Here is a 17,777-nt window from a genome sequence, read left to right as displayed (position 1 = left end):
CTATGGAAAGCGTAATGTGCGTGCGTAATTCCAGAACCTGTTGCTTCGCCGGTCATTGATGCCGTGTAGTTGGTTTTCTGAGTGTTTTCTGGGTGTCGCCGGTGTGTGGGGGTTGCGGTGTTTCGTCGTGGTGTGGCGTGGTTGGTTGCTGTGGTGGTGTTGGTGGTGGGGCCGGGTTTGGTGGTGTTGCCGGCGGCGGTGGCTGCGGATCCGGTGGTGGAGAGTGTGGTGACGTTCTCTGACGTGCCGGAGTCCTCGCAGTTCGCTACGGAGATTTCGTGGTTGGCGGCGTCGGGTATTTCCACGGGTTGGGATGCCGGGTCCGGGGTGCGGCAGTACCGTCCGTTAGAGTCCATTGGCCGGAACGCGATGGCCGCGTTCCTGTACCGTCATGCCGGATCACCGGCGTTCACCGCGCCCACGGTGTCCCCATTCACGGATGTCCCGGCAGGGGCTGCGTTCTATAAAGAGATCACCTGGCTGGCCTCGGAGGGTATTTCCACGGGCTGGGCTCTCGGTGGCGGGAAGCGGGAGTACCGGCCGTTGTCCCCGATCGCCCGTGACGCGATGGCCGCGTTCTTGTACCGGTACGCGGACAAGCCAGCGTTCACAGCCCCTGCGGTGTCTCCGTTCGCGGATGTTCCGGCTGGTGGCGGGTTCTATCAGGAGATCACCTGGCTGGCCGGGTCCGGGATTTCCACGGGCTGGGATGCTGGTAACGGGGCGCGTCAGTACAGGCCGTTGACCGGGATCGCCCGTGATGCGATGGCCGCGTTCCTCTACCGCTACGCGGGCCAGAAAGCACCTGCGGACCCTACCAACCCCTCGGCCGGGACGGTCACGGTGGCCCCGGACGTTGAAATCCTGGAACCGGCTCAACTCCAAACCGCGCAGGTCAGCGCGAACACCGTGGTCCTCCCGTCGGATCAGGCCACGGACATCAAACCCAATGACGTGCTGGTCTCCGGCGTCACCACCGGTACCCCGGACGGGTTGCTGGTCCGGGTGGTCCAGGTAGTGAGGGACCCGGGCGGAACCACCCTGGTCAAGACCAAGCCCGCTACCCTGCCCGAAGCGGTGGTCTCCACCGGGGGTTTGCTCGAAGTAGCCGCCACACCGGTGAGTTCGGAGTTCGTCCCGGAGCCCGACGTCGTGGTTGAACCTGACACCGCCCCTGCCGCCACCAAACCCGGCCCAGCAGCGGGCGAGGAGATGGCGCGGCCGTTCGCGGAAACGTCAGCAGATGTGTTCAACAAGTCGATGACGTTCAAGAAAACCGTGAAGGGCGAGTTCGGCAAACCCGACGCACCCCTGACCGGCGACGGGTCGGTGACGTTGAAGTCCTCGGTCACGGCGAAGGCCACCGCGAAGATGACACTACAAACCGCCTTCCTGAGCTTGAAGGAAGTCTCCGTGGTCATCACACCCTCGATCAAAGCCGAAAACTCCGTCGCAGCAGAAGGGTCGTTGAAAGGCCAGGTGACCGCCAAGCTAGGTCAGCTGAACGCCGTGTTCACGTTCATGGCCGGTCCGGTCCCGGTGGCAGTCAACGCCGAGGCTGTAATGAATGCGAACTTCTCCCTGGACGGAAACGCCGACGTCGTGTTCTCCTCATCCCAGACCGTCACCAGTAATCACGGCTTCAAATACAACAATGGCTCCTTCAACCTGGTCAACGACAAACCCACCACCGCCGGAATCGAAACCGAGTACAAAGCCTCCGCATCCTTGACCGCAAAAGCATCCCTGGATTTTGACGCCACCATCAAGCTCTACGGCATCGCCGGGATCACCTTCGGCATCGGCCCCTACGCCACCACCACCATCACCGTCACCGCCGCCAGCGAACAAAACCTCTCCTGGACCTGCCCCTTGGAACTCGGCGTCGAAGGCCGGCTCGGAGTCCTCGCAGGCATCAAAATACTCGGCTTCGACCTCGGCGAATGGGAGGCCACAGCAACCAACTCATGGCCCCTCTATACAGCAAACCCCTGCGAAGGCACGCCAGTCGTCAAACCGTCCGACCCAGTGCCAACCGGCGTCATCGGAATAGCCGCGGGGATTGAGAGCGCTTTCGCCCTGAAGGCCGACGGGACCCTCTGGGCATGGGGTTTCAATGCCTCTGGAAATCTGGGGACTGGCTCGGATGCATATGCCACCTATGTACCGGCTCAGGTTTTGGGCCTTCGTAAGGTGACGGGTGTCGCAGCGTACGGATACAACGCTTACGCGCTCAAGAGCGACGGATCCGTGTGGGCTTGGGGAAGCAACTATTACGGCCAACTCGGCAACTCAAATGGTGGGCAGTATTCATCAGTTCCGCTCGAGGTCCAGGGCTTGAACAGCGTCAGGAGTATCGCCACTAACGGAAACACAGCCTACGCGTTGCGCTCGGATGGCACTGTTTGGGCATGGGGAAACAACACTAAGGGCCAGCAAGGGCAGGGGCACACCTTTGGGACAGGCCATACGCCCCTTCAGGTGCAGAGTCTCACGGATGTCACCCAAATCTCGGGAGGCGGGAGTTCGGGCTACGCGCTCAAGAGCGACGGTTCAGTGTGGGCGTGGGGATACAACGGGGAGGGCCAGCTCGGCAACGGAACCACCGTCGACTCCCCGGTCCCGGTCAAGGTTTCTTCGCTAAACGGCGTGCTGCACATTGTGGGCACCAGTTATGGCGCCCTTGCCCTGCGCGACGATGGAACCGTCTGGGCTTGGGGGCACAACGGGCTTGGCCTATTGGCAAACGGAACTTATCAAGGCTATAGCGATGTCCCCGTTCAGATACCTGGGCTGAGTGGAATGGAAAACATAGGAGCAAGCGTTTATAGCGTCTTCGCCTCGAACGGTGCAGATGAGTTCTGGGCATGGGGCAACAACAACTCAGGAGAACTGGGAGACGGGACCCGCAACACTACCAACGTGCCGATTCGCGTACAGCAGCTAAGCGGCGTCCAGTTTGTCACTGGAGGTCTTTACACGTCTTATGCCCTTACCAGCGACGGCAGGCTCTGGTCCTGGGGAGAGAACGGTCTAGGACAGCTAGGCAACGGCGCAACTAAGGACTCATACGTTCCGCAGGAAGTTCCGGCCTTCTGATCAAGGGTGCATGGGAATCTAGCCGACCCGCTCAAATACCATGGTGGCCTGAATACGGTCCCCGCCGCCGATCACTCCTTTACTCCCGCTGCTGGCAGTGGTGATGGTGTGGAGCCGGTAGCCCTTGGCGGCTTGATCGTTGATGGCCTTTTCCAGGGAGGGAAGGTTGCCCGAGCCGGCGCCCCACATCTTCTCTTTCAGGATCACCTGGAGAACTACGTACTGCTGCATTGCACCACTTCCTTCTGTTGCTGGCCGGTTGAGGTTGGCCGGTTGCGTGCAAGGCTACTCGACGCCGGCGGGGAACCTTAGGGTTTCAGCCCGGTTCGCGCAGCCCGGGTCACGGGTGCATTCTTGCGCCCTTCACAATCCGGTCAACCACGTTTTTGGGCCCGCGGAGGGCAATTCCCACCAGGTCAAGGTCTTGGGCCGCCACTGCCGCTACCGCTGCCCGGTTCGCGTCGTCGTGGCCGGTGGAGAAGAGGTCCCGTGTATATAAGGCGAGGGGGATCTCCCGAGCAAGCGCCCGCTCCCGTGCTGCCGCCAAGAGTTCCTGCCCGGCGGTGAGGACCAGGACGGGCTGGCGAAGCATGGGAAGGTAGCCGTTCCCGTCCCGGTCCTGGTAGGGCTCCCCCGTCAGGCCCGGGGCGCTGGTGGCGATGGCACTCATGAGGAATGCTGTCACGTTGAGCTCTTGCCATGGGAGGAGATCGTCAGAGAGGACCACCACCACTTTTGTGTCGAAGCGAACGGTGGTGGAAGTAGGGGCATCAATGGTTGTTGTCGCGTTTTCTTGCATGAACCCAGCATGGCCGCGGGCAGGAGCCGTGGTCTTGTACATTTCTTGCATGGGTAACTCAGTGCAGGCGTGGCATCCGGCCGTGCCGTATGTACGCGAGGTACTCCACGCAACGTTCGAAGATCACAGCTACCCGTCCCATACCCATGAGGATTGGACTGTGCTTCTGATCGATAAAGGCGCAGTCACTTACGATCTTGGGCGCACCGAGCATCAGGCCGTTCCCGCCTCAATCACCCTGCTGCCCCCGCATGTCCCGCACGACGGTCGCTCCGCCGTCGGGGGTGAATCATTCCGTAAGCGGGTCCTGTACCTGAGCGAAGACTGGCTGCCCGCGAAGGCGACTGACGCGGCAGTGGCGCAACCACTGCTGTTGGATCCGCAGACCGTAGCAACCGTGATCGGCATCCACACGGCGCTGACCTCGCCGGCGGATGCGATGGAAGCCGAATGTGGCGTTCTGGCTCTCCGCGAATCCGTGCGATCACACTTGGGAGCGCCGTCGTCGCCGGCGCGGGACGCTCCCCTGGCCCGCCGGTTGCGCGAGATGCTGGATGACCGCCTCTTTGAGTCCTTCACTATTGCCGAAGCAGCTGAGCTACTTGGTGCCCACCCGAGCCATTTGGTGCGCGCGTTTTCCAAGGCTTACGGCATCGCGCCCTACCGCTACGTCACGGGTCGCCGCGTGGACCGTGCCCGGCGGCTGCTGCTGGACGGCCAGCCGGCTTCCGTTGCCGCTGTTGAGGCGGGCTTCCATGATCAGTCGCATCTCACCCGGCATTTCCGACGCGTCCTGGGCACAACGCCGGGGGCATTCACCCCCTGACGGGTTCTGGCATTGCGGCTATGACCGGTCGTGAAGAGTTACGTGGTAGCCGTCAGGATCGGCGAAGGTGAAGGTGCGGCCGAAAGGGCCATCGATTGGGTCCGTGACAATGGTGTGGCCGTCGCCAACGAGAGCGTCGTGAATGGATTGGACATCTGTAGCGTGCAGCCAGATCGCTGCTCCGATGCCCGGCTGGTCAATCGAAGTCAGGTCCGTCCCGGGAGCAATGGTTCGGAGTGCGAAAGCGATTGGCTTTGTGTCGAAGACGACGGCGTGGGGCGGCCCTGCTGGTGAGCGGACAAGGCCGAGGTACTGCTCGTAGAACGCTTGAGACGCGTCCAGGTCTCGCGTTTGGAGGGAGATGAAGTCAGGGCCGGTGACGGGCATGTGATGCTCCTTCGATTTTATTGTCAGTTATCTGACACGCACAATCTATGTCAGAATACTGACATGAGTCAACGCGGGATCGACCTCACTACGTCGTTGGGGTATCTGCTAAAAGAAGCGTCCAGCGCACTTCGCGCCTCCATGGAAGCAGCACTGCGGCCCCTGGGAATGACCATCACCCATTACTCCTGCCTGGAACTGCTGGCGCAGCGGCCCGGCCTGTCCAACTCCGAGCTTGCCCGGGGAGCGTTCGTCACCCGACAATCCATGAACGTCCTGCTCCAAGCCCTGGAACGCGACGGCTACGTGACCCGCCCGGAGGAGGCCCGTGTTGGTAAAGTCCTACCCGCGCAGCTCACGCCGCTGGGTCGCAGCAGCCTCGCAACGGCGAGCGCCGCGGTCCGCGCCGTCGAGAACAAAATGCTCGCCGGCATGACGCAAAACGAACAAGCCACCGCTTTCAAGGCGCTGCAGAGCATGATTCAGTCCTTGCGCGATCACGACGGCGACGACACTCAGGACGTAACTCATGAGCATCAGTAGATCCATCAAGCTCGGCGTTGCCGCAATCGCAGTAGTGGGTCTGCTGAGTGGCTGCACCACGGAGAACCAGACCACTCCCCCGTCACCTGCCGCCTCCAGCACACCCTCGCGATCAATGTCCGCTGCGGAGGCAGTAGTAGCCGAGGTCCCGGGGGCGAAACTTGAAGCGGCGCGGGCCTGGGACGGCACCACCGCGTACGTCACTGCAACGCTGTCCGTGACGGAGGCCTTCACCGGTGACGCGGCTGCTCTTATCGACTACTCGTTGGCGCAGCTCGCCTCCCAGGACGAGGTGGACCGGGGACGCTTTGTGCGCTTCAGCTTCGAGGCGCCCGGGCAGACTTTGGAGACTACAAAGGCGCTCCTTGCCTCCCTGAGCATCGAGTCCACTCAGTACGCCGGTGGTTCCTCGCTGGAACTTGCCAACCAGGACATGGACGACCGCTACGGCACGTGGCCCGCAGCGGTACCCGACCTCCCGGCGTCGCTCATTACAAACTGAATCCGGCGGATGGATTGCTGTGCCCATCGCAGCCTCCCCTCTTCACGCTTAGGGTTGAAGGTGCCCGGGACAATCCCGGGATACTTTGGGGGATTTGATGCGCAGTAGGGCTTTACGACGTCGGCACCACCGACTGCTTTCAGGTACCGCCTTGATGGTGCTCACCGCAGTTACGGCCGGAGGGCTTTCCGGGTGCCGGGTTGAAAAGCGGCCGGCGCCGCCCTACCCGGCAGTGGAGTGGCAGGGCGCAGCGCCGAGTGGACCGCTTGAGTCCGATCCTTGGGTACAGGCCACCCGCAAGTTCCTCGAGGCCGAGGCTGTAGCCCGCAATATCAACGATTTCTCCATACCTGAGCTGGTCAAAACTGCCAGCAGGGACGCGCGAAGCCGCGCAGCAAGGCCAGCGTTCGAGGACGTCAAGCAAAGACGACGCCCGGACATTCTTCCCGGCCCAACACCGTTCCTTCCGCTTAGCGTGACGCCCAACTTTCGAGGTGACCCGGACCGGGCAGCCGTGAGGGGTTGCAAAGCGTCTGAGTGGTCCTCGGAGGAGGGCAAGGTGCCCGCCGAGTTGAAGGGCTATGGCGTGGAGTACCGGATGGAGCGGCTGCCCGATGGAACCATGCGGGTTGAGTCCACCGCCGGGATCTCTGGTTCGGAATGTTCGGACGTTACCCTTCCCATGGCCTTGTTTGTGCCAGCGCCTGAACCGTCGGACGTTACTGACGTCAGGGACATCGTCATAGCTGAGCGGACCGACCTCGATCCTGCGGGTTCGTGATGGGGCGGCGTCCAGGTGTGGGAGTTGGTCTTTTGTTGCTTTGGGGTGCGTTGTTGGCCGGATGCACGGTGCCCGCCGACAATTCGGAGCCTCGTCGCAGCACTTCCGAGGCCGAAGCTGACATCGCCAAAACACCCGGCGTTACAGCGCGCATAGGCAGGGCATACGACGGTTTCACCCCATATCTTTCCGTGAATGTGGAGCTCTCCGAAGCTTTCACCGGCGATGAGGCAGCCCTACTGGATACCGTGTTGGCCCAGGTCTGGTCCCAGGACGAGGACGCACCGGAAAAGTACGTCACGCTGGGAGTGAGCGGTGCGGGCCATACAGCAGAAACAACATCGGCCGCCCTTTCCAGCCTTGGGATCAGCTCGCTGAAGTACGCCGGCTCGGCGGTCAGCTTGATAGGGGCCGATCTTGAGGCGCGATACGGCGACTGGCCTTCGGCTGTGCCGGGCGGCTGAGGCGAGGAGCGCCACATAGCCGTCTCCTTGGCTCCAACCCTCCCGCAATCCGAGCGAACGTTCGAGCCCACTGGTCGACCAACAGAGTGACCAGTACGAGGATCCGTTACCGGAGGGTGGCAGTTATGGCTGCATGAGCCCGCTTGCCCGGGTCCTGACGCGTCTCCACGTCGATCACCTCGAAACCCGCGTCGCTCAGCAAGCGCCCCATGTGCTCCGGGGACCAGTAGTACGCCATTGTAACAGCGTGTGGGAAAGAATCACCCGGAGACCCATCAAAGAATCCAACGAGTACTTGCCCGCCTTGGGCAAGGGCGCGAGAGATCTCCCTGAGCACCAAGGACAACTCATCGGGTTGCACGTGGATGAGGGAGTACCAGGCCAGCACACCATGCAGTGATCCATCTGGTACGTCTAGGTTATGGAAGGATGCAACCCGAAACGGCACTTCGGGAAAGCGTACGCGGGCGCACTCAATGAATTCGGGAACAAGATCGATTCCTTGCACAGACGCCCCGCGTTGATACAGGAAGTCGGTCCAATGACCGGGCCCACACCCGGCATCAATCAGTAGTCCGTCGATACTTGATGCCCAACGTCCGATGCGTTCCCGATCTTTCTCGTGCATGTCCTCAACGGAACCAAGAATGCGCGTGTACTCTGCGGCCCGCACCCCATACGCGGCTCGGATGGATTCGCTCCCCATACTGACGAGCGTATCGGTGAAAGAACAACCCTGAATTTCCGACCGTCGGCGTCCGCTCCTGGCTCCTCTCATGGTTCATGGCGGCTGGTGTGGTTCTCTGGGTGATTGGGGCCATGTCAGCTCTCCGGGATTTCCGGCGGGCCGGCAGGTTCCTTGACCGCACGGCAGAACGGGGTGCCAAGGCACCACCAGCGTGACCAGTACGCGGATCACTTACCCGACACTTAGGCCTCCCTGTGGGCGTGCGAGTGCTGATTCCTCCCTTTGCCATCACTGGACTTCTCGTGTGGCTGATGCGGGACGTCTGGCACATGTTCTAAAGGTCGATGGGCGGGGCTGCAAAGTTGGAAACTAGCTCATAATGCCGGGGCTAAAGCCCCAAAATGGGCGTGCCAAAATATGCCACACAAGCCGCACGCAAAGGATCCCTTACCGGTCAGCTGCGCTTTCAGGCCCCCTCTGCCGTGAGTGTTCGGGCTTTTTTGTCGAACGAGAGGAGTGCGCCGGCGATGAGTACTGGTGCAGCTGCTGCGAGGAATCCCCATTGCAGTGAACCGGCGAGAACCAGCCCTAGCAAGGCTATGGAAACGGGTTCCAGAATGACTCTGGGCAGTTCAAGGACGGAGCTTACCCGCCCTAGTAGGTGGCTTGGAGTGCGCGTTTGAATGAACGTTGGGAGGGCAACATCTGTGCTGTAGGCGACGCCTACCCCGACCAGGGCAAGGATGGAGGCGGCTACCCATGGTTCGGTGGTCAGGCCTAGGAGGGCAAAGGCGATGCCTTCCACCAGTGTCATGGAAATGATGAGTAGGCCCCACCGTTGGGGAAGACCGGTCACGGCCGCTGCCACGGTTCCGAGCAGCTGCCCCGCGCCCCATCCGGAAACGAGGATGCCAAGGGCAATCGGTGAGTCACTAAAGGAGGTTGCCAGCATCGGCAGTCCGATGGCGAAGAGGCCGCTGTAGCTCAGCGTGGCAGCACTGATAACCAGAAGGACGATGCGGGTCTCGTGGGACCGTGCCGCGTGCTGAAGACCCAAGCCAATCTCGCGGATGACTTCAGTGGCGCTGCCTGATCCACTCCCGATGGGTCCACGGGGGATGTTCAGCGATGTGAAGGCTGCAAACGTTAGCGTTAGGGCGTTAACGGCAATGGCCAGTCCGGCACCTCCCCAACCGGTTAGGACGCCCCCAACCATGGGGCCGGCGATGAAAGCAGCCTGCGCGACGGCTCCTTGAACTGCGTTGCCTTGCGGTAGGTCCTTTCCGGGGAGCAGGCGTGGGAGCACAGCTTCACTGGCAGGGGCAAAGAACGCCGAAGCAGTTCCCGTGATAGCGGACAGGACGTACAGTTGCCACAGTTGCACCGTGCCGGTGAAGCTAAGGGTCGACACTAATGCCATCGCACCGGCACGCACCAGGTGACACACGAGCATGACGCGGCCCGGCGAGAACCGGTCCGTCAGCGCACCACCCAGTAGCAGCAGCACTCCTCGGGGTATCGCTTGTGCCAGCAGCACACCAGCAAGGGCAACAATCGACCCGGTTTCACTAATCACGAGCCAAGCCAGTGCAATGGAGAATGCAGCCTCGCCTGCCATTGCCAAACCCTCACCGAACAAAACACGACGGAAATTTGGGTACTGCTTCAGCAGGATAAAAGGGCTGCGCACGTCACTCCTGCGGGTTATAGGCTGGGGTCACAAGAGCCACTAGCCCCGGCCCTGGGTCCCCATCCCATTCCCGGTTGCAACCCGTCACATAACCCGACGATTGCTGTCTGCGGCGCTGCTAAGTTACCACGAGCAGGAGAGAGCTGCCCCAACGTCCCACTCTAGGTCGAGGCACCTGTTAGTGACGCCCGTAAGCCGATCCCTTGCCGTGCGCTTAAACGCTCGGTGGACCACCGCCTCACGGGAGGACCGGAGCTATTTACGCCCACGGAAGGGCAGCGACGCGTTTACCGCGAGGAAAGTAAGGACGAAGCACCCGGCCGTGAGCAGGCCCGAATGGGGAGTGGTTACGTCAAAGGGAATTCCGTCTATTACGCCAACTTGGCGCTCCGGTATATTGAAGCCGGAAATCAGGAGCGCAGCTCCGGCTGCCGCAATGAGAATGTACACCCACCAGTTTCCCAGCCACCACCGGCTCAGCCGGCGGTTCAGGCGAACAGGAAGGCCAAGCGCCACGCCTGCCCCCATCACGAAAATGGGCCCGATCATCAGGAAAATGACCGTGCCAAGGAACTCATATCCAGGGCTCGCGGCCATCATGCAGACGAACCACAGAACGGTAAGGAATGGATACGCGATGGCCAATTGACTGATCGGGGCGATATCGGGCATGTCTTGTGGTCGTACCCAAGCGCGCGGTGGCTCCGCTTGCGATTCCACGTTCACTCGCAACCGCGCATCTGCGTGTGTTTGTTCCCCATCCCGCAATTATGCCGGAGAGAAGTCCCCGTCGCTCAGCGCCGGTGTGGCTTCTAAGAATGGCAGATAGCGTCTCAACTTAAAGACAGCCGCCGTCCGGTAAAAGATGCCCCAGCGGGCAATAGGCTACTCGAGGAGAGTCTTCACTCGCTCGACATACTGCTGGCACAAGAGTTCGTAGTTCCTCTCATACCTGTCTAGATTTTCGGATTCGTCGGGCGGCAGTGTGAAGTACTTCCCGATTTCGAAAACTGACGTGCCGTCATCCGCAGTATGCACAGCGTACTGGAATCGCGCTGCCGGATCTTCGTCCCCCATATAACGGGTGATTGCCAGTTCGCATGGAATCTCCTCCATCACTTCCACTGCGGACACGTTTTCGACCCCGGCACGCACCGAGATGAATACCTGAATCTCACCGAGACCTTCCACGTCAGGAGCACGAAAACCACACACAACGTCCGGTGAAAGGAGTGGACCTTTCTCCGCTGGTTTGATGAGGTCCCAGATCAGCTCGGGTGAGGCCCGGATCGCGGTGGACGCTGACACGAAATACACCGGGGCTTCGGTCAGGGGCGACGTTACTGCTGATCTTTTGAACCAAGGACTCATGGCGTGAGTGTATCGACACGGGGGACCAGTAAGGAGCCCCCTTGGTTCTTCCGGAGTGAAGGTTCTGGTCCCATCTGCGTCCGGTGATGGATCCTCTTCCGGCCGGTAGCGCCGAAGCAATTATGGAGGTGCCAGCGCGAGTGGAAGAGTTCCGTTAGGCCACAAACGCAGGTGGATGGTTTGTACGTATAAGGTCGACGTCTTGAATTTCTGGTCTCCAGATGAGTGCAAGCCTTTGTCCATCGGCAATTATGCTCAACTCCACGCTGTCTCCCGTGCGTACGGGTCCAACAGGGCTAGCGAATCGATAGAAAATACCAAAGGTGCTTGGTTCTCCCGACACGCCGTCGGCCTTTAACCAGAGGATAACGCCAGCGCGGCCACCGGACTTACTTACAACCGTGGCTCTAATTTTCCGCCATTGAACACCGGAGGCGACGAGTTTGCGGGCTGCGGCAAAATCGGTGAGTTCCGTCCACAGCGCGAAAGCGATGGCGAGCGGTGCCACCACAAGAAACACCGCAAAGAGTATGGGGTTTGGATGGCCCGCATCATCGATCCCGTCGAGCCAGATATCGTGAGGATCAGATGAGGCGACGTTGATCCTGGCGTTCGATCCAACCGGCGGCAGGGTGTTGCAGTAAGCACTAGTTTTGGCGACGCCGTGCAGCTCTTGCCCATCTATGGTGTAGCTCATGTCGAGTTGGCAGGAGGCCGTGCGGCTACGCGGACTTTCCGTTTGTGCCGTAACCGTTCCCTCGATTGTGGTGTAGGTGGCCGTTGCATGATTGATGCCAGCAATTACGCTCCAACCTAGCAATGCGGTGACGGTTCCGATGACCAGTATGGCTGCGGAGCGCTTTATCAAAAGCTTTCTGCGAAGTCGACTGCCTTCCCAGGCTGGCTGTTCGCGGTCGGGCAGGGGGGAGGCTTGAAGGCGTGTCTGCTCAGTTATCTGTACCCAGTGGCTCCCTGAACCTTGGGATTCCGAGTTGATCAAGGTGTCCGGTTCTTCCCGTCGATGCACAGCATTTCCTCCAATGGAGTGCGTCCTGGATGCATCAGTGCGCGTACAGCACAGGCCCCTTGAATGAAATCACCCTACCGGGAGCGCGGGCGAGCGTAACTATTACACGCTCTAGCGTGGCTGCCCGTAAGCCGGTCGGTCACCGGACGCTCTGGCGCACGTTCAAGGATCCCCTACCGGACGCGTAAAGCGTCCGTTGAGCCGCCGGCCTTCGGGCATGCGTGCACAGAATCTAAGGCGATTCCAGCGACCCGGACATAGGCCATACCTGAACGGAATCAGAGCCCTCTCCGTGTAACCTCATTTCATGCTTGTACAGGTCTAGGAGGCATGCGTGGTTCGAGCGGAAAACGGGACTCTCTCGGGGGTTTTGGAAGGAAAGAAGCAGTACCAGGTTCCGCTCTACCAGCGCGTGTACTCGTGGGGGAAGAGGCAACTCGACCAGCTATGGTCAGACGTCGTCGAATTGGGACGAGTTCTTGGCGAGGATCCGAAGGCTTCGCACTTCATAGGTTCCCTGGTGCTGGCAAGCAGTCCTGATTTCGGCGCTATCGGGGTCAACAAATTCCTTGTCGTGGATGGCCAACAGAGATTAACCACGCTGACTCTTCTCTTGGCGGCGCTCCGCGACCATTTGATTGAGACCGGCGATACCGATCGGGCGAACGGTATCGACGCGCAGTACCTAATCAACCTCTTCGACAGCGGCAAGCCGCTCAAGGTGCTTCCAACCCAAGCGGATCGGTCCGCATATGCTGCGGTGCTGCATCGTTCGCCTCAGGCTGGCGGGGAGGACGCAGTGGGAGAGGCTTATCGGTTTTTCCGGTCCAAGATCGCCGCAGCTGACGATCCGGACGATCCACATGACCTAGAGATGCTCGAAGCCGCCGTGGTCCGCGGTCTCGCACTCGTGGTTGTTACGGCTGAGCCGTCCGACAATGCGCATCGCATTTTTGAGTCTCTGAACAACACTGGGCTCCGGTTGACCCAAAGTGACCTACTGAAGAACTACCTGTTCATGCGGCTCAGTGACCGTGCGGAGAGGGTTTATGAGAATATTTGGCTTCCGTTGGAGAAGAGGCTCGGCTCTGAAAATCTCGAGCTTCTGTTCTGGTTGGACCTCGTTCAACGAGACGAACGTGCGAAACAAGCAGACACATACGTCGGACAACAAAAACGTTTTGAGACTCTCAGAGGCATCGACGAGGTCGAAGCTGAAGTGGTCCGGATCGCCGAGCTCGGTGATGTGCTGGCAACGATTCTCGCCCCTGAAGGAGAGAAACACCCAGAGATACGTCGGCGCTTGACCAGGATCCGGGCGTGGGGGTCCACGACCGCGTATCCGGTGGTGATGCAGATCCTTACTCGGCGTGCCGCCGGTAGGGCTGGTGACGACGAAGTCGTTCGCGCTCTGACGTATCTAGAGTCATACTTCGTGCGGCGCGTCGTTATTGGGCGTGCCACAGCCAACCTTAACCGCACTTTGCTCCAGGCCGTGGGTGCGATTAGCGACTCCGACGCAATCGACAATGCACTGCGCGATTACCTGTCCCGGGGCCGCAAGTACTTCGCAACCAACCTCCAAGTGCGAGAAGCCGTCACGACAATTGCGTTCTATTGGCAAGGCCGCGGCCCGCAGAAAAAGCTCATTCTTCAGTGGCTTGAAGAGGCTTACCGGCCGAAAGAAATCGTGGGAATCGACCCTAAGCGGCTGACCATCGAGCACGTTTTGCCGCAGACGCTCTCGGCGTCGGTAAGGGAGACATTTGCTGAGGGTTTCGGTGCCGACGCTGACATCGACTACGAACATGAACGGCTCGTGCACACGCTCGGCAACCTCACTCTGAGTGGTTACAACAGCGAACTAAGCAACAGGCCATTCCACGAGAAGCGTGAGATGCTTGCCCAGAGCGGCTTGTTCATGAACCACGAAATCGCTGAACACGCTTCCTGGGGTGCTGAGGAAATCAACGCCAGGAGCTGCGCTCTTGCCGAAAAAATCATTGAACTGTGGCCGGGCCCTGATGAAAACATTGCGACTGGTGATGATGAGCCGTCGGCGCTGAGAAGCCAGATCGCCGGGATACTCGCTGAGATACCGGCCGGACGCTGGACTTCTTACGGTGACGCGGCCATCGTGGCCGGCACCTGGGCCCAGCCTCTGGCTGCGATTGTCGCGAACCACCCGATGCCCAACGCTTGGCGAGTCCTGCAGAACGGCGGGACTATATCTCCCGGGTTCCGGTGGACGGAACCTGGCCGGAGTGATGACCCCCGCGTGATACTTGAGAAGGAGGGGCTCCGGTTCGACGCACGAGGACACGCCGACCCTGCGCGGTTCATGGGTGCTGAAGAACTCGCGGATGCTGCAGGTCTTGACGTCGACGAGGATGCGATCACCGCACGACGCACGAAAACGCTGCCGCAGCCCAAAGCGGGGAGACGCATATCCGTAAGTGACGCCCAACTAGAGTTCTTCGAGCGGGTGCGCGAATACGGGCGCTCGAATGCACTGACCATCAAATCTTGGGGGAAGGCAGGTGCTCGGAACTGGTACGACGTCAGAATTGGCGACCCACGCGGCCTAATATCACTTGCCGTTAACTCTCAGAAAAAACTGGCCCACGCATCGTTTTGGATCCACGATGACAAGTACCTCTTCAACGAGTTACTAGCCCGCCGCCAGGCGCTCGAAGCCGAGCTAGGCTTCGACTTGGAGTGGGACGACAAACCTGGTCGCAAAGCATCCTCGCTGGGAATCACACGTCCCGGAAACTTCTTAGCTGCGGACCAATCGCAAGAACTCGTCGAGTGGCTAGTAGCAAAGGCAGAAACGTTTGCGCAGGTATTACCGAAGTTCCTATGAAGCGTGGCGCTCAACACCACGCGAATGAGAGCAGACACTCGAAAAAGGTGACCGGAAGTTTGTCCCGTCCTGCACTTGATGCCAGGGCCCAAGCAATCCACAAACCCATCAACCCTGACGGTGGAGACGCACGCTGGAGGACCGGCTAACGGGCGCTGCTTTTAGGGTTGGACGGACGGCGTAATGGCAAAGTTGATGGCGGACTCAACTGCATCGCGGTGTGCGTCGGTTGATTGATTGAGAAGCGACTGGATGGCTTGAATCAGTGCCACGAGCGCAGGTGCCCGGACGGCTGAGAAGCGTCCCATCGAAGTGGCGAGCGATTCAGTGACGAGGACGTCTACGTGATCTCCGTAGGCGCCTGAGTGAGACCCGTGGGGAGCTACGCAGCTTCCTCCGATCGAGATGTCACCCAGGAGCGCCAGCAAAGGTACGCGGATCTCGTCTGTGACATCGCCCGCGGCAACTGCTGCGATGAAGGGCACTGCATAGGCTGTTGCTTCATAGACCGTGCCCTGGTGGCAGATGTTGCAGTAGAGCCCGTCACCGATTGCGGAGAATGGTCCGGACAGATCCTCGTTCGAACGCACCACGTGGGAGGACAGCAAGATTCAGGGCTTCCACATGAAAGGGAACCGAGAGGCAATACAGTTTCACTCATGGCAATTTGGGACCCGGCCGACGAGCTGAATCATCCGATGGACTTTCTCTTGGTCCAGAACGGTTTCATCAATCTATTCCATCAGCAAGCGATCCTCGACGAAACAATGTCGTGGCTACGAAACCACCGCTACAAAGTCGTTCAAGTTGACGCTGCTGCCTGGCAATCCCGGGGTGACCTTCACCAAGATCTTGCCCGTGCTCTGAATTTCCCGGATTACTACGGCTCGAACCTGGCTGCTCTAAACGACTGCCTCAGCGACGTGGCCGTTCAAACCTATGGATGGACGGCCACGGATACCGGGCTAGTTCTCGTGATTGACGGGTATGAAACCTTCGAAAGCAAGGACGCATCTGCAGCCCATCACCTCTTAGACATCTTCGCGAGGCAAGCGACTTATGCCGCTCTTTTCGGTCACCGCATGATGTGTCTGGTTAGAACCGGGGACCCAGAGCTGGAAATCCCTCGGGTTGGTGGCCTTCCTGTTGCTTGGAATCATCGTGAATTCCTTAAACTCCGGTGAGGGGGCCTTCAATGGGCCAACAACGGCGCCCTGTTACCGTGGTCAATTGTGGAACCACTTAGAGCTGAGCGCCGTGTCATTGATGCTGCGGAAGCCTTAGCGCGAAGCCTCGGAGACAACGACAATCACACTGTTGCGGCAGCGGCAATGGATGTTGACGGACGCATTCACCAGGCAGTGAACGTCTACCACTTCACCGGTGGTCCGTGCGCCGAGCTCGTTGCCCTGGGAGTTGCGGCCGCTGCAGGAGCAAAGCAGCTTTTGACTATCGCCGCTGCTGGTGACCGAGGGCGAGGTTTGATTCCTCCATGCGGCCGATGCCGACAGGTTCTCCTCGAACATCATCCGGATATTCTTGTCGCGGTCCCTGCGGAGAAGGGCCCTGCCGTTCGGCCCGTCCGCAAGCTCCTGCTCGATACTTACTTCTACCCAGATGCTCAGGGGCGCCGTATCTTCCGCTTCAACAAGCGGTATCACGACGCCGTCATATCAGGTGAGAAGACCACGACCATCCGCTGGGATGAATCAGTAGAGGCGGGGCCTGCGACGTTCGTTTTCGAGGACCATCCCGAATTTGCGCATGTTGAGGGAGAGATCATCTCTGTCGGGCAGACAAGGTTGCAGGATCTCGATGCTGAGCGCGCACGCGGACTGAAAGCCCACTACCCATCGATGCCCGACGACGCTGAGCTGTCGCGCGTCTCCTTCCGCGTTCATGGTGTCCGGTAGAAGATCCCTTAGAGGCACGGTTTCTGGACGCCGGGTGATGATGAAGTTCCTTGCGATCTAAGCGGGCCTTTGAATCAGGAGAGGCTTGGAGCCCTGCTCGCGCAGGGCCCCCGGACTCGGCCTGACTCGAACAGGCTGCCACCCTCTCCATCTGGGTGCGGTCATCCGGAGCCAGCGCACCTTGAGCGAGGACAAACCCATTCACTCATACTGCCGTGCGGGGTGCTAGCCAAGACACGATAGTCACGACAGTTGAGGTGATGTGCGGCCGACGTCGATCCGACGCGCTACACCGCCCGTTCAAAGATCCTTTACCGGGCGTTTGGGCCGTTGCAATCCCGGCTCTCGTTCAGTCAATAATTGCAGCGGTTGCTTCGAGCTCCACCAACTGGCCTTCGTAGCCGAGCACCGTGACTCCCAACAGTGTGCTGGGCACGTCGTGCTCGCCAAAGGCTTCCCGAACCACGCCCCAAGCCGTGACCAGGTCGGCCCGTTCGGTCGATGCCACCAGGATGCGAGTGGAGATAACATCGCCGATGCCGGCGCCGGCGGCTTCCAGGGCAAGGCACATGTTCTCAATCGCCTTTGCGGCCTGTGCCGCGTAGTCCCCGATGCCTGCGGTCGTACCGTCCTTATTCAGCGGGCATGATCCGGCTAGAAAAATGAGGCGTGCGCTGGCGGGAACGGTGGCCGCATATGCATACTCTGCGGTGGCGCTGAGGGTGTTCGTACGAACGAGGGTAACTGCGCTGGGCATGGGCGTCCTCTTGTTGGAGTGCACTGGCCAGTCCCACCCTATCCGTCCTGATACAGAGACAAAC

General features: G+C 60.2%; 19 protein-coding genes. 9 read left to right on the top strand and 10 right to left on the bottom strand.

What is annotated here, in order from left to right; translation table 11 throughout:
- The first annotated feature begins 117 nt into the window (after positions 1-117).
- The gene (locus BACI9J_RS04750) at positions 118-3,099 is read left to right on the top strand and encodes an RCC1 domain-containing protein (protein WP_159733396.1); all 2,982 of its coding nucleotides are present in this window, start codon (positions 118-120) and stop codon (positions 3,097-3,099) included.
- A gap of 18 nt (positions 3,100-3,117) precedes the next feature.
- Here BACI9J_RS04750 and BACI9J_RS04745 read toward each other — a convergent pair whose 3' ends face one another.
- Positions 3,118-3,330 carry a DUF4177 domain-containing protein gene (locus BACI9J_RS04745; protein WP_024817767.1) on the bottom strand — a complete coding sequence of 71 codons (213 nt, stop codon included), beginning with the start codon at positions 3,328-3,330 and terminating at the stop codon, positions 3,118-3,120.
- A 109-nt stretch (positions 3,331-3,439) separates the two neighbouring features.
- Positions 3,440-3,898 (bottom strand): DUF2000 family protein, encoded by a 459-nt coding sequence (locus tag BACI9J_RS04740; protein ID WP_159733395.1) that lies wholly within the window; start codon positions 3,896-3,898, stop codon positions 3,440-3,442.
- Positions 3,899-3,947: 49 nt separating this feature from the next.
- Between BACI9J_RS04740 and BACI9J_RS04735 the strand changes: the two genes are divergently transcribed.
- A complete protein-coding gene (locus tag BACI9J_RS04735) occupies positions 3,948-4,724 on the top strand; it encodes an AraC family transcriptional regulator (protein WP_201296509.1) in 777 nt (258 codons plus the stop codon).
- 18 nt (positions 4,725-4,742) lie between these two features.
- Here BACI9J_RS04735 and BACI9J_RS04730 read toward each other — a convergent pair whose 3' ends face one another.
- Entirely contained in the window at positions 4,743-5,111 is a 369-nt protein-coding gene (locus BACI9J_RS04730; protein ID WP_159733393.1) for a VOC family protein, read from the bottom strand.
- 63 nt (positions 5,112-5,174) lie between these two features.
- On the opposite strand from BACI9J_RS04730, the gene BACI9J_RS04725 reads away from it, so the two are divergent.
- The 4 genes from BACI9J_RS04725 to BACI9J_RS04710 all read left to right on the top strand — a co-directional run bounded on the left by BACI9J_RS04725 (position 5,175) and on the right by BACI9J_RS04710 (position 7,401).
- Positions 5,175-5,654 (top strand): MarR family winged helix-turn-helix transcriptional regulator, encoded by a 480-nt coding sequence (locus BACI9J_RS04725; protein WP_159733392.1) that lies wholly within the window; start codon positions 5,175-5,177, stop codon positions 5,652-5,654.
- Positions 5,641-6,156: a hypothetical protein gene (locus tag BACI9J_RS04720; protein ID WP_159733391.1), complete on the top strand. Its 516-nt coding sequence runs from the start codon at positions 5,641-5,643 to the stop codon at positions 6,154-6,156. Before BACI9J_RS04725 ends, BACI9J_RS04720 begins: the two co-directional genes overlap by 14 nt.
- A 154-nt stretch (positions 6,157-6,310) precedes the next feature.
- Entirely contained in the window at positions 6,311-6,937 is a 627-nt protein-coding gene (locus tag BACI9J_RS04715) for a hypothetical protein (protein WP_236558455.1), read from the top strand.
- A gap of 68 nt (positions 6,938-7,005) precedes the next feature.
- On the top strand, positions 7,006-7,401 hold the full coding sequence (locus tag BACI9J_RS04710) for a hypothetical protein (protein WP_159733390.1): 396 nt from the start codon (positions 7,006-7,008) through the stop codon (positions 7,399-7,401).
- Positions 7,402-7,507: 106 nt separating this feature from the next.
- Here BACI9J_RS04710 and BACI9J_RS04705 read toward each other — a convergent pair whose 3' ends face one another.
- From BACI9J_RS04705 to BACI9J_RS04685, 5 genes are all read right to left on the bottom strand, one after another.
- On the bottom strand, positions 7,508-8,107 hold the full coding sequence (locus tag BACI9J_RS04705; RefSeq protein ID WP_159733389.1) for a class I SAM-dependent methyltransferase: 600 nt from the start codon (positions 8,105-8,107) through the stop codon (positions 7,508-7,510).
- Positions 8,108-8,555: 448 nt separating this feature from the next.
- Entirely contained in the window at positions 8,556-9,779 is a 1,224-nt protein-coding gene (locus BACI9J_RS04700; protein ID WP_201296508.1) for an MFS transporter, read from the bottom strand.
- A 255-nt stretch (positions 9,780-10,034) separates the two neighbouring features.
- The gene (locus BACI9J_RS04695; RefSeq protein WP_236558443.1) at positions 10,035-10,451 is read right to left on the bottom strand and encodes a hypothetical protein; all 417 of its coding nucleotides are present in this window, start codon (positions 10,449-10,451) and stop codon (positions 10,035-10,037) included.
- A gap of 213 nt (positions 10,452-10,664) precedes the next feature.
- Positions 10,665-11,150 (bottom strand): hypothetical protein, encoded by a 486-nt coding sequence (locus BACI9J_RS04690; protein ID WP_159733388.1) that lies wholly within the window; start codon positions 11,148-11,150, stop codon positions 10,665-10,667.
- A gap of 154 nt (positions 11,151-11,304) precedes the next feature.
- On the bottom strand, positions 11,305-12,150 hold the full coding sequence (locus BACI9J_RS04685; protein WP_236558439.1) for a hypothetical protein: 846 nt from the start codon (positions 12,148-12,150) through the stop codon (positions 11,305-11,307).
- Between the two features lie 361 nt (positions 12,151-12,511).
- On the opposite strand from BACI9J_RS04685, the gene BACI9J_RS04680 reads away from it, so the two are divergent.
- Positions 12,512-15,043, top strand: coding sequence for a DUF4268 domain-containing protein (locus BACI9J_RS04680; RefSeq protein WP_159733386.1), 2,532 nt, complete (start codon positions 12,512-12,514; stop codon positions 15,041-15,043).
- Positions 15,044-15,204: 161 nt separating this feature from the next.
- Here the strand turns inward: BACI9J_RS04680 and BACI9J_RS04675 are convergent, their stop codons facing one another.
- Positions 15,205-15,636, bottom strand: coding sequence for a hypothetical protein (locus tag BACI9J_RS04675; RefSeq protein ID WP_236558437.1), 432 nt, complete (start codon positions 15,634-15,636; stop codon positions 15,205-15,207).
- A 66-nt stretch (positions 15,637-15,702) separates the two neighbouring features.
- Between BACI9J_RS04675 and BACI9J_RS04670 the strand changes: the two genes are divergently transcribed.
- Together BACI9J_RS04670 and BACI9J_RS04665 are read left to right on the top strand one after the other, a co-directional pair.
- Positions 15,703-16,227: a barstar family protein gene (locus tag BACI9J_RS04670; protein WP_201296507.1), complete on the top strand. Its 525-nt coding sequence runs from the start codon at positions 15,703-15,705 to the stop codon at positions 16,225-16,227.
- A 48-nt stretch (positions 16,228-16,275) separates the two neighbouring features.
- On the top strand, positions 16,276-16,956 hold the full coding sequence (locus BACI9J_RS04665) for a hypothetical protein (protein WP_159733384.1): 681 nt from the start codon (positions 16,276-16,278) through the stop codon (positions 16,954-16,956).
- Positions 16,957-17,305: 349 nt separating this feature from the next.
- Here the strand turns inward: BACI9J_RS04665 and BACI9J_RS04660 are convergent, their stop codons facing one another.
- Complete coding sequence (locus BACI9J_RS04660; protein ID WP_159733383.1) at positions 17,306-17,713, bottom strand: RidA family protein; 408 nt, start codon at positions 17,711-17,713, stop codon at positions 17,306-17,308.
- Between the last annotated feature and the right edge of the window lie 64 nt (positions 17,714-17,777).

This window comes from Arthrobacter sp. 9V (assembly GCF_902506065.1).
Lineage (GTDB): Bacteria > Actinomycetota > Actinomycetes > Actinomycetales > Micrococcaceae > Arthrobacter.
Note: the sequence above shows the minus strand (reverse complement) of the source record. Positions and strands in the feature narration are given on the sequence as shown.

What these genes read in the sequence shown, in the direction of transcription:
- BACI9J_RS04735 (WP_201296509.1), top strand. Translation starts at nt 3,948, where the DNA reads ATGGGTAACTCAGTGCAGGCGTGGCATCCGGCCGTGCCGTATGTACGC.
- BACI9J_RS04720 (WP_159733391.1), top strand. Translation starts at nt 5,641, where the DNA reads ATGAGCATCAGTAGATCCATCAAGCTCGGCGTTGCCGCAATCGCAGTA.
- BACI9J_RS04695 (WP_236558443.1), bottom strand. Translation starts at nt 10,451, where the DNA reads ATGCCCGATATCGCCCCGATCAGTCAATTGGCCATCGCGTATCCATTC.
- BACI9J_RS04705 (WP_159733389.1), bottom strand. Translation starts at nt 8,107, where the DNA reads ATGGGGAGCGAATCCATCCGAGCCGCGTATGGGGTGCGGGCCGCAGAG.
- BACI9J_RS04745 (WP_024817767.1), bottom strand. Translation starts at nt 3,330, where the DNA reads ATGCAGCAGTACGTAGTTCTCCAGGTGATCCTGAAAGAGAAGATGTGG.
- BACI9J_RS04690 (WP_159733388.1), bottom strand. Translation starts at nt 11,150, where the DNA reads ATGAGTCCTTGGTTCAAAAGATCAGCAGTAACGTCGCCCCTGACCGAA.
- BACI9J_RS04670 (WP_201296507.1), top strand. Translation starts at nt 15,703, where the DNA reads ATGGCAATTTGGGACCCGGCCGACGAGCTGAATCATCCGATGGACTTT.
- BACI9J_RS04725 (WP_159733392.1), top strand. Translation starts at nt 5,175, where the DNA reads ATGAGTCAACGCGGGATCGACCTCACTACGTCGTTGGGGTATCTGCTA.
- BACI9J_RS04740 (WP_159733395.1), bottom strand. Translation starts at nt 3,898, where the DNA reads ATGCAAGAAAACGCGACAACAACCATTGATGCCCCTACTTCCACCACC.
- BACI9J_RS04715 (WP_236558455.1), top strand. Translation starts at nt 6,311, where the DNA reads ATGGTGCTCACCGCAGTTACGGCCGGAGGGCTTTCCGGGTGCCGGGTT.
- BACI9J_RS04730 (WP_159733393.1), bottom strand. Translation starts at nt 5,111, where the DNA reads ATGCCCGTCACCGGCCCTGACTTCATCTCCCTCCAAACGCGAGACCTG.
- BACI9J_RS04660 (WP_159733383.1), bottom strand. Translation starts at nt 17,713, where the DNA reads ATGCCCAGCGCAGTTACCCTCGTTCGTACGAACACCCTCAGCGCCACC.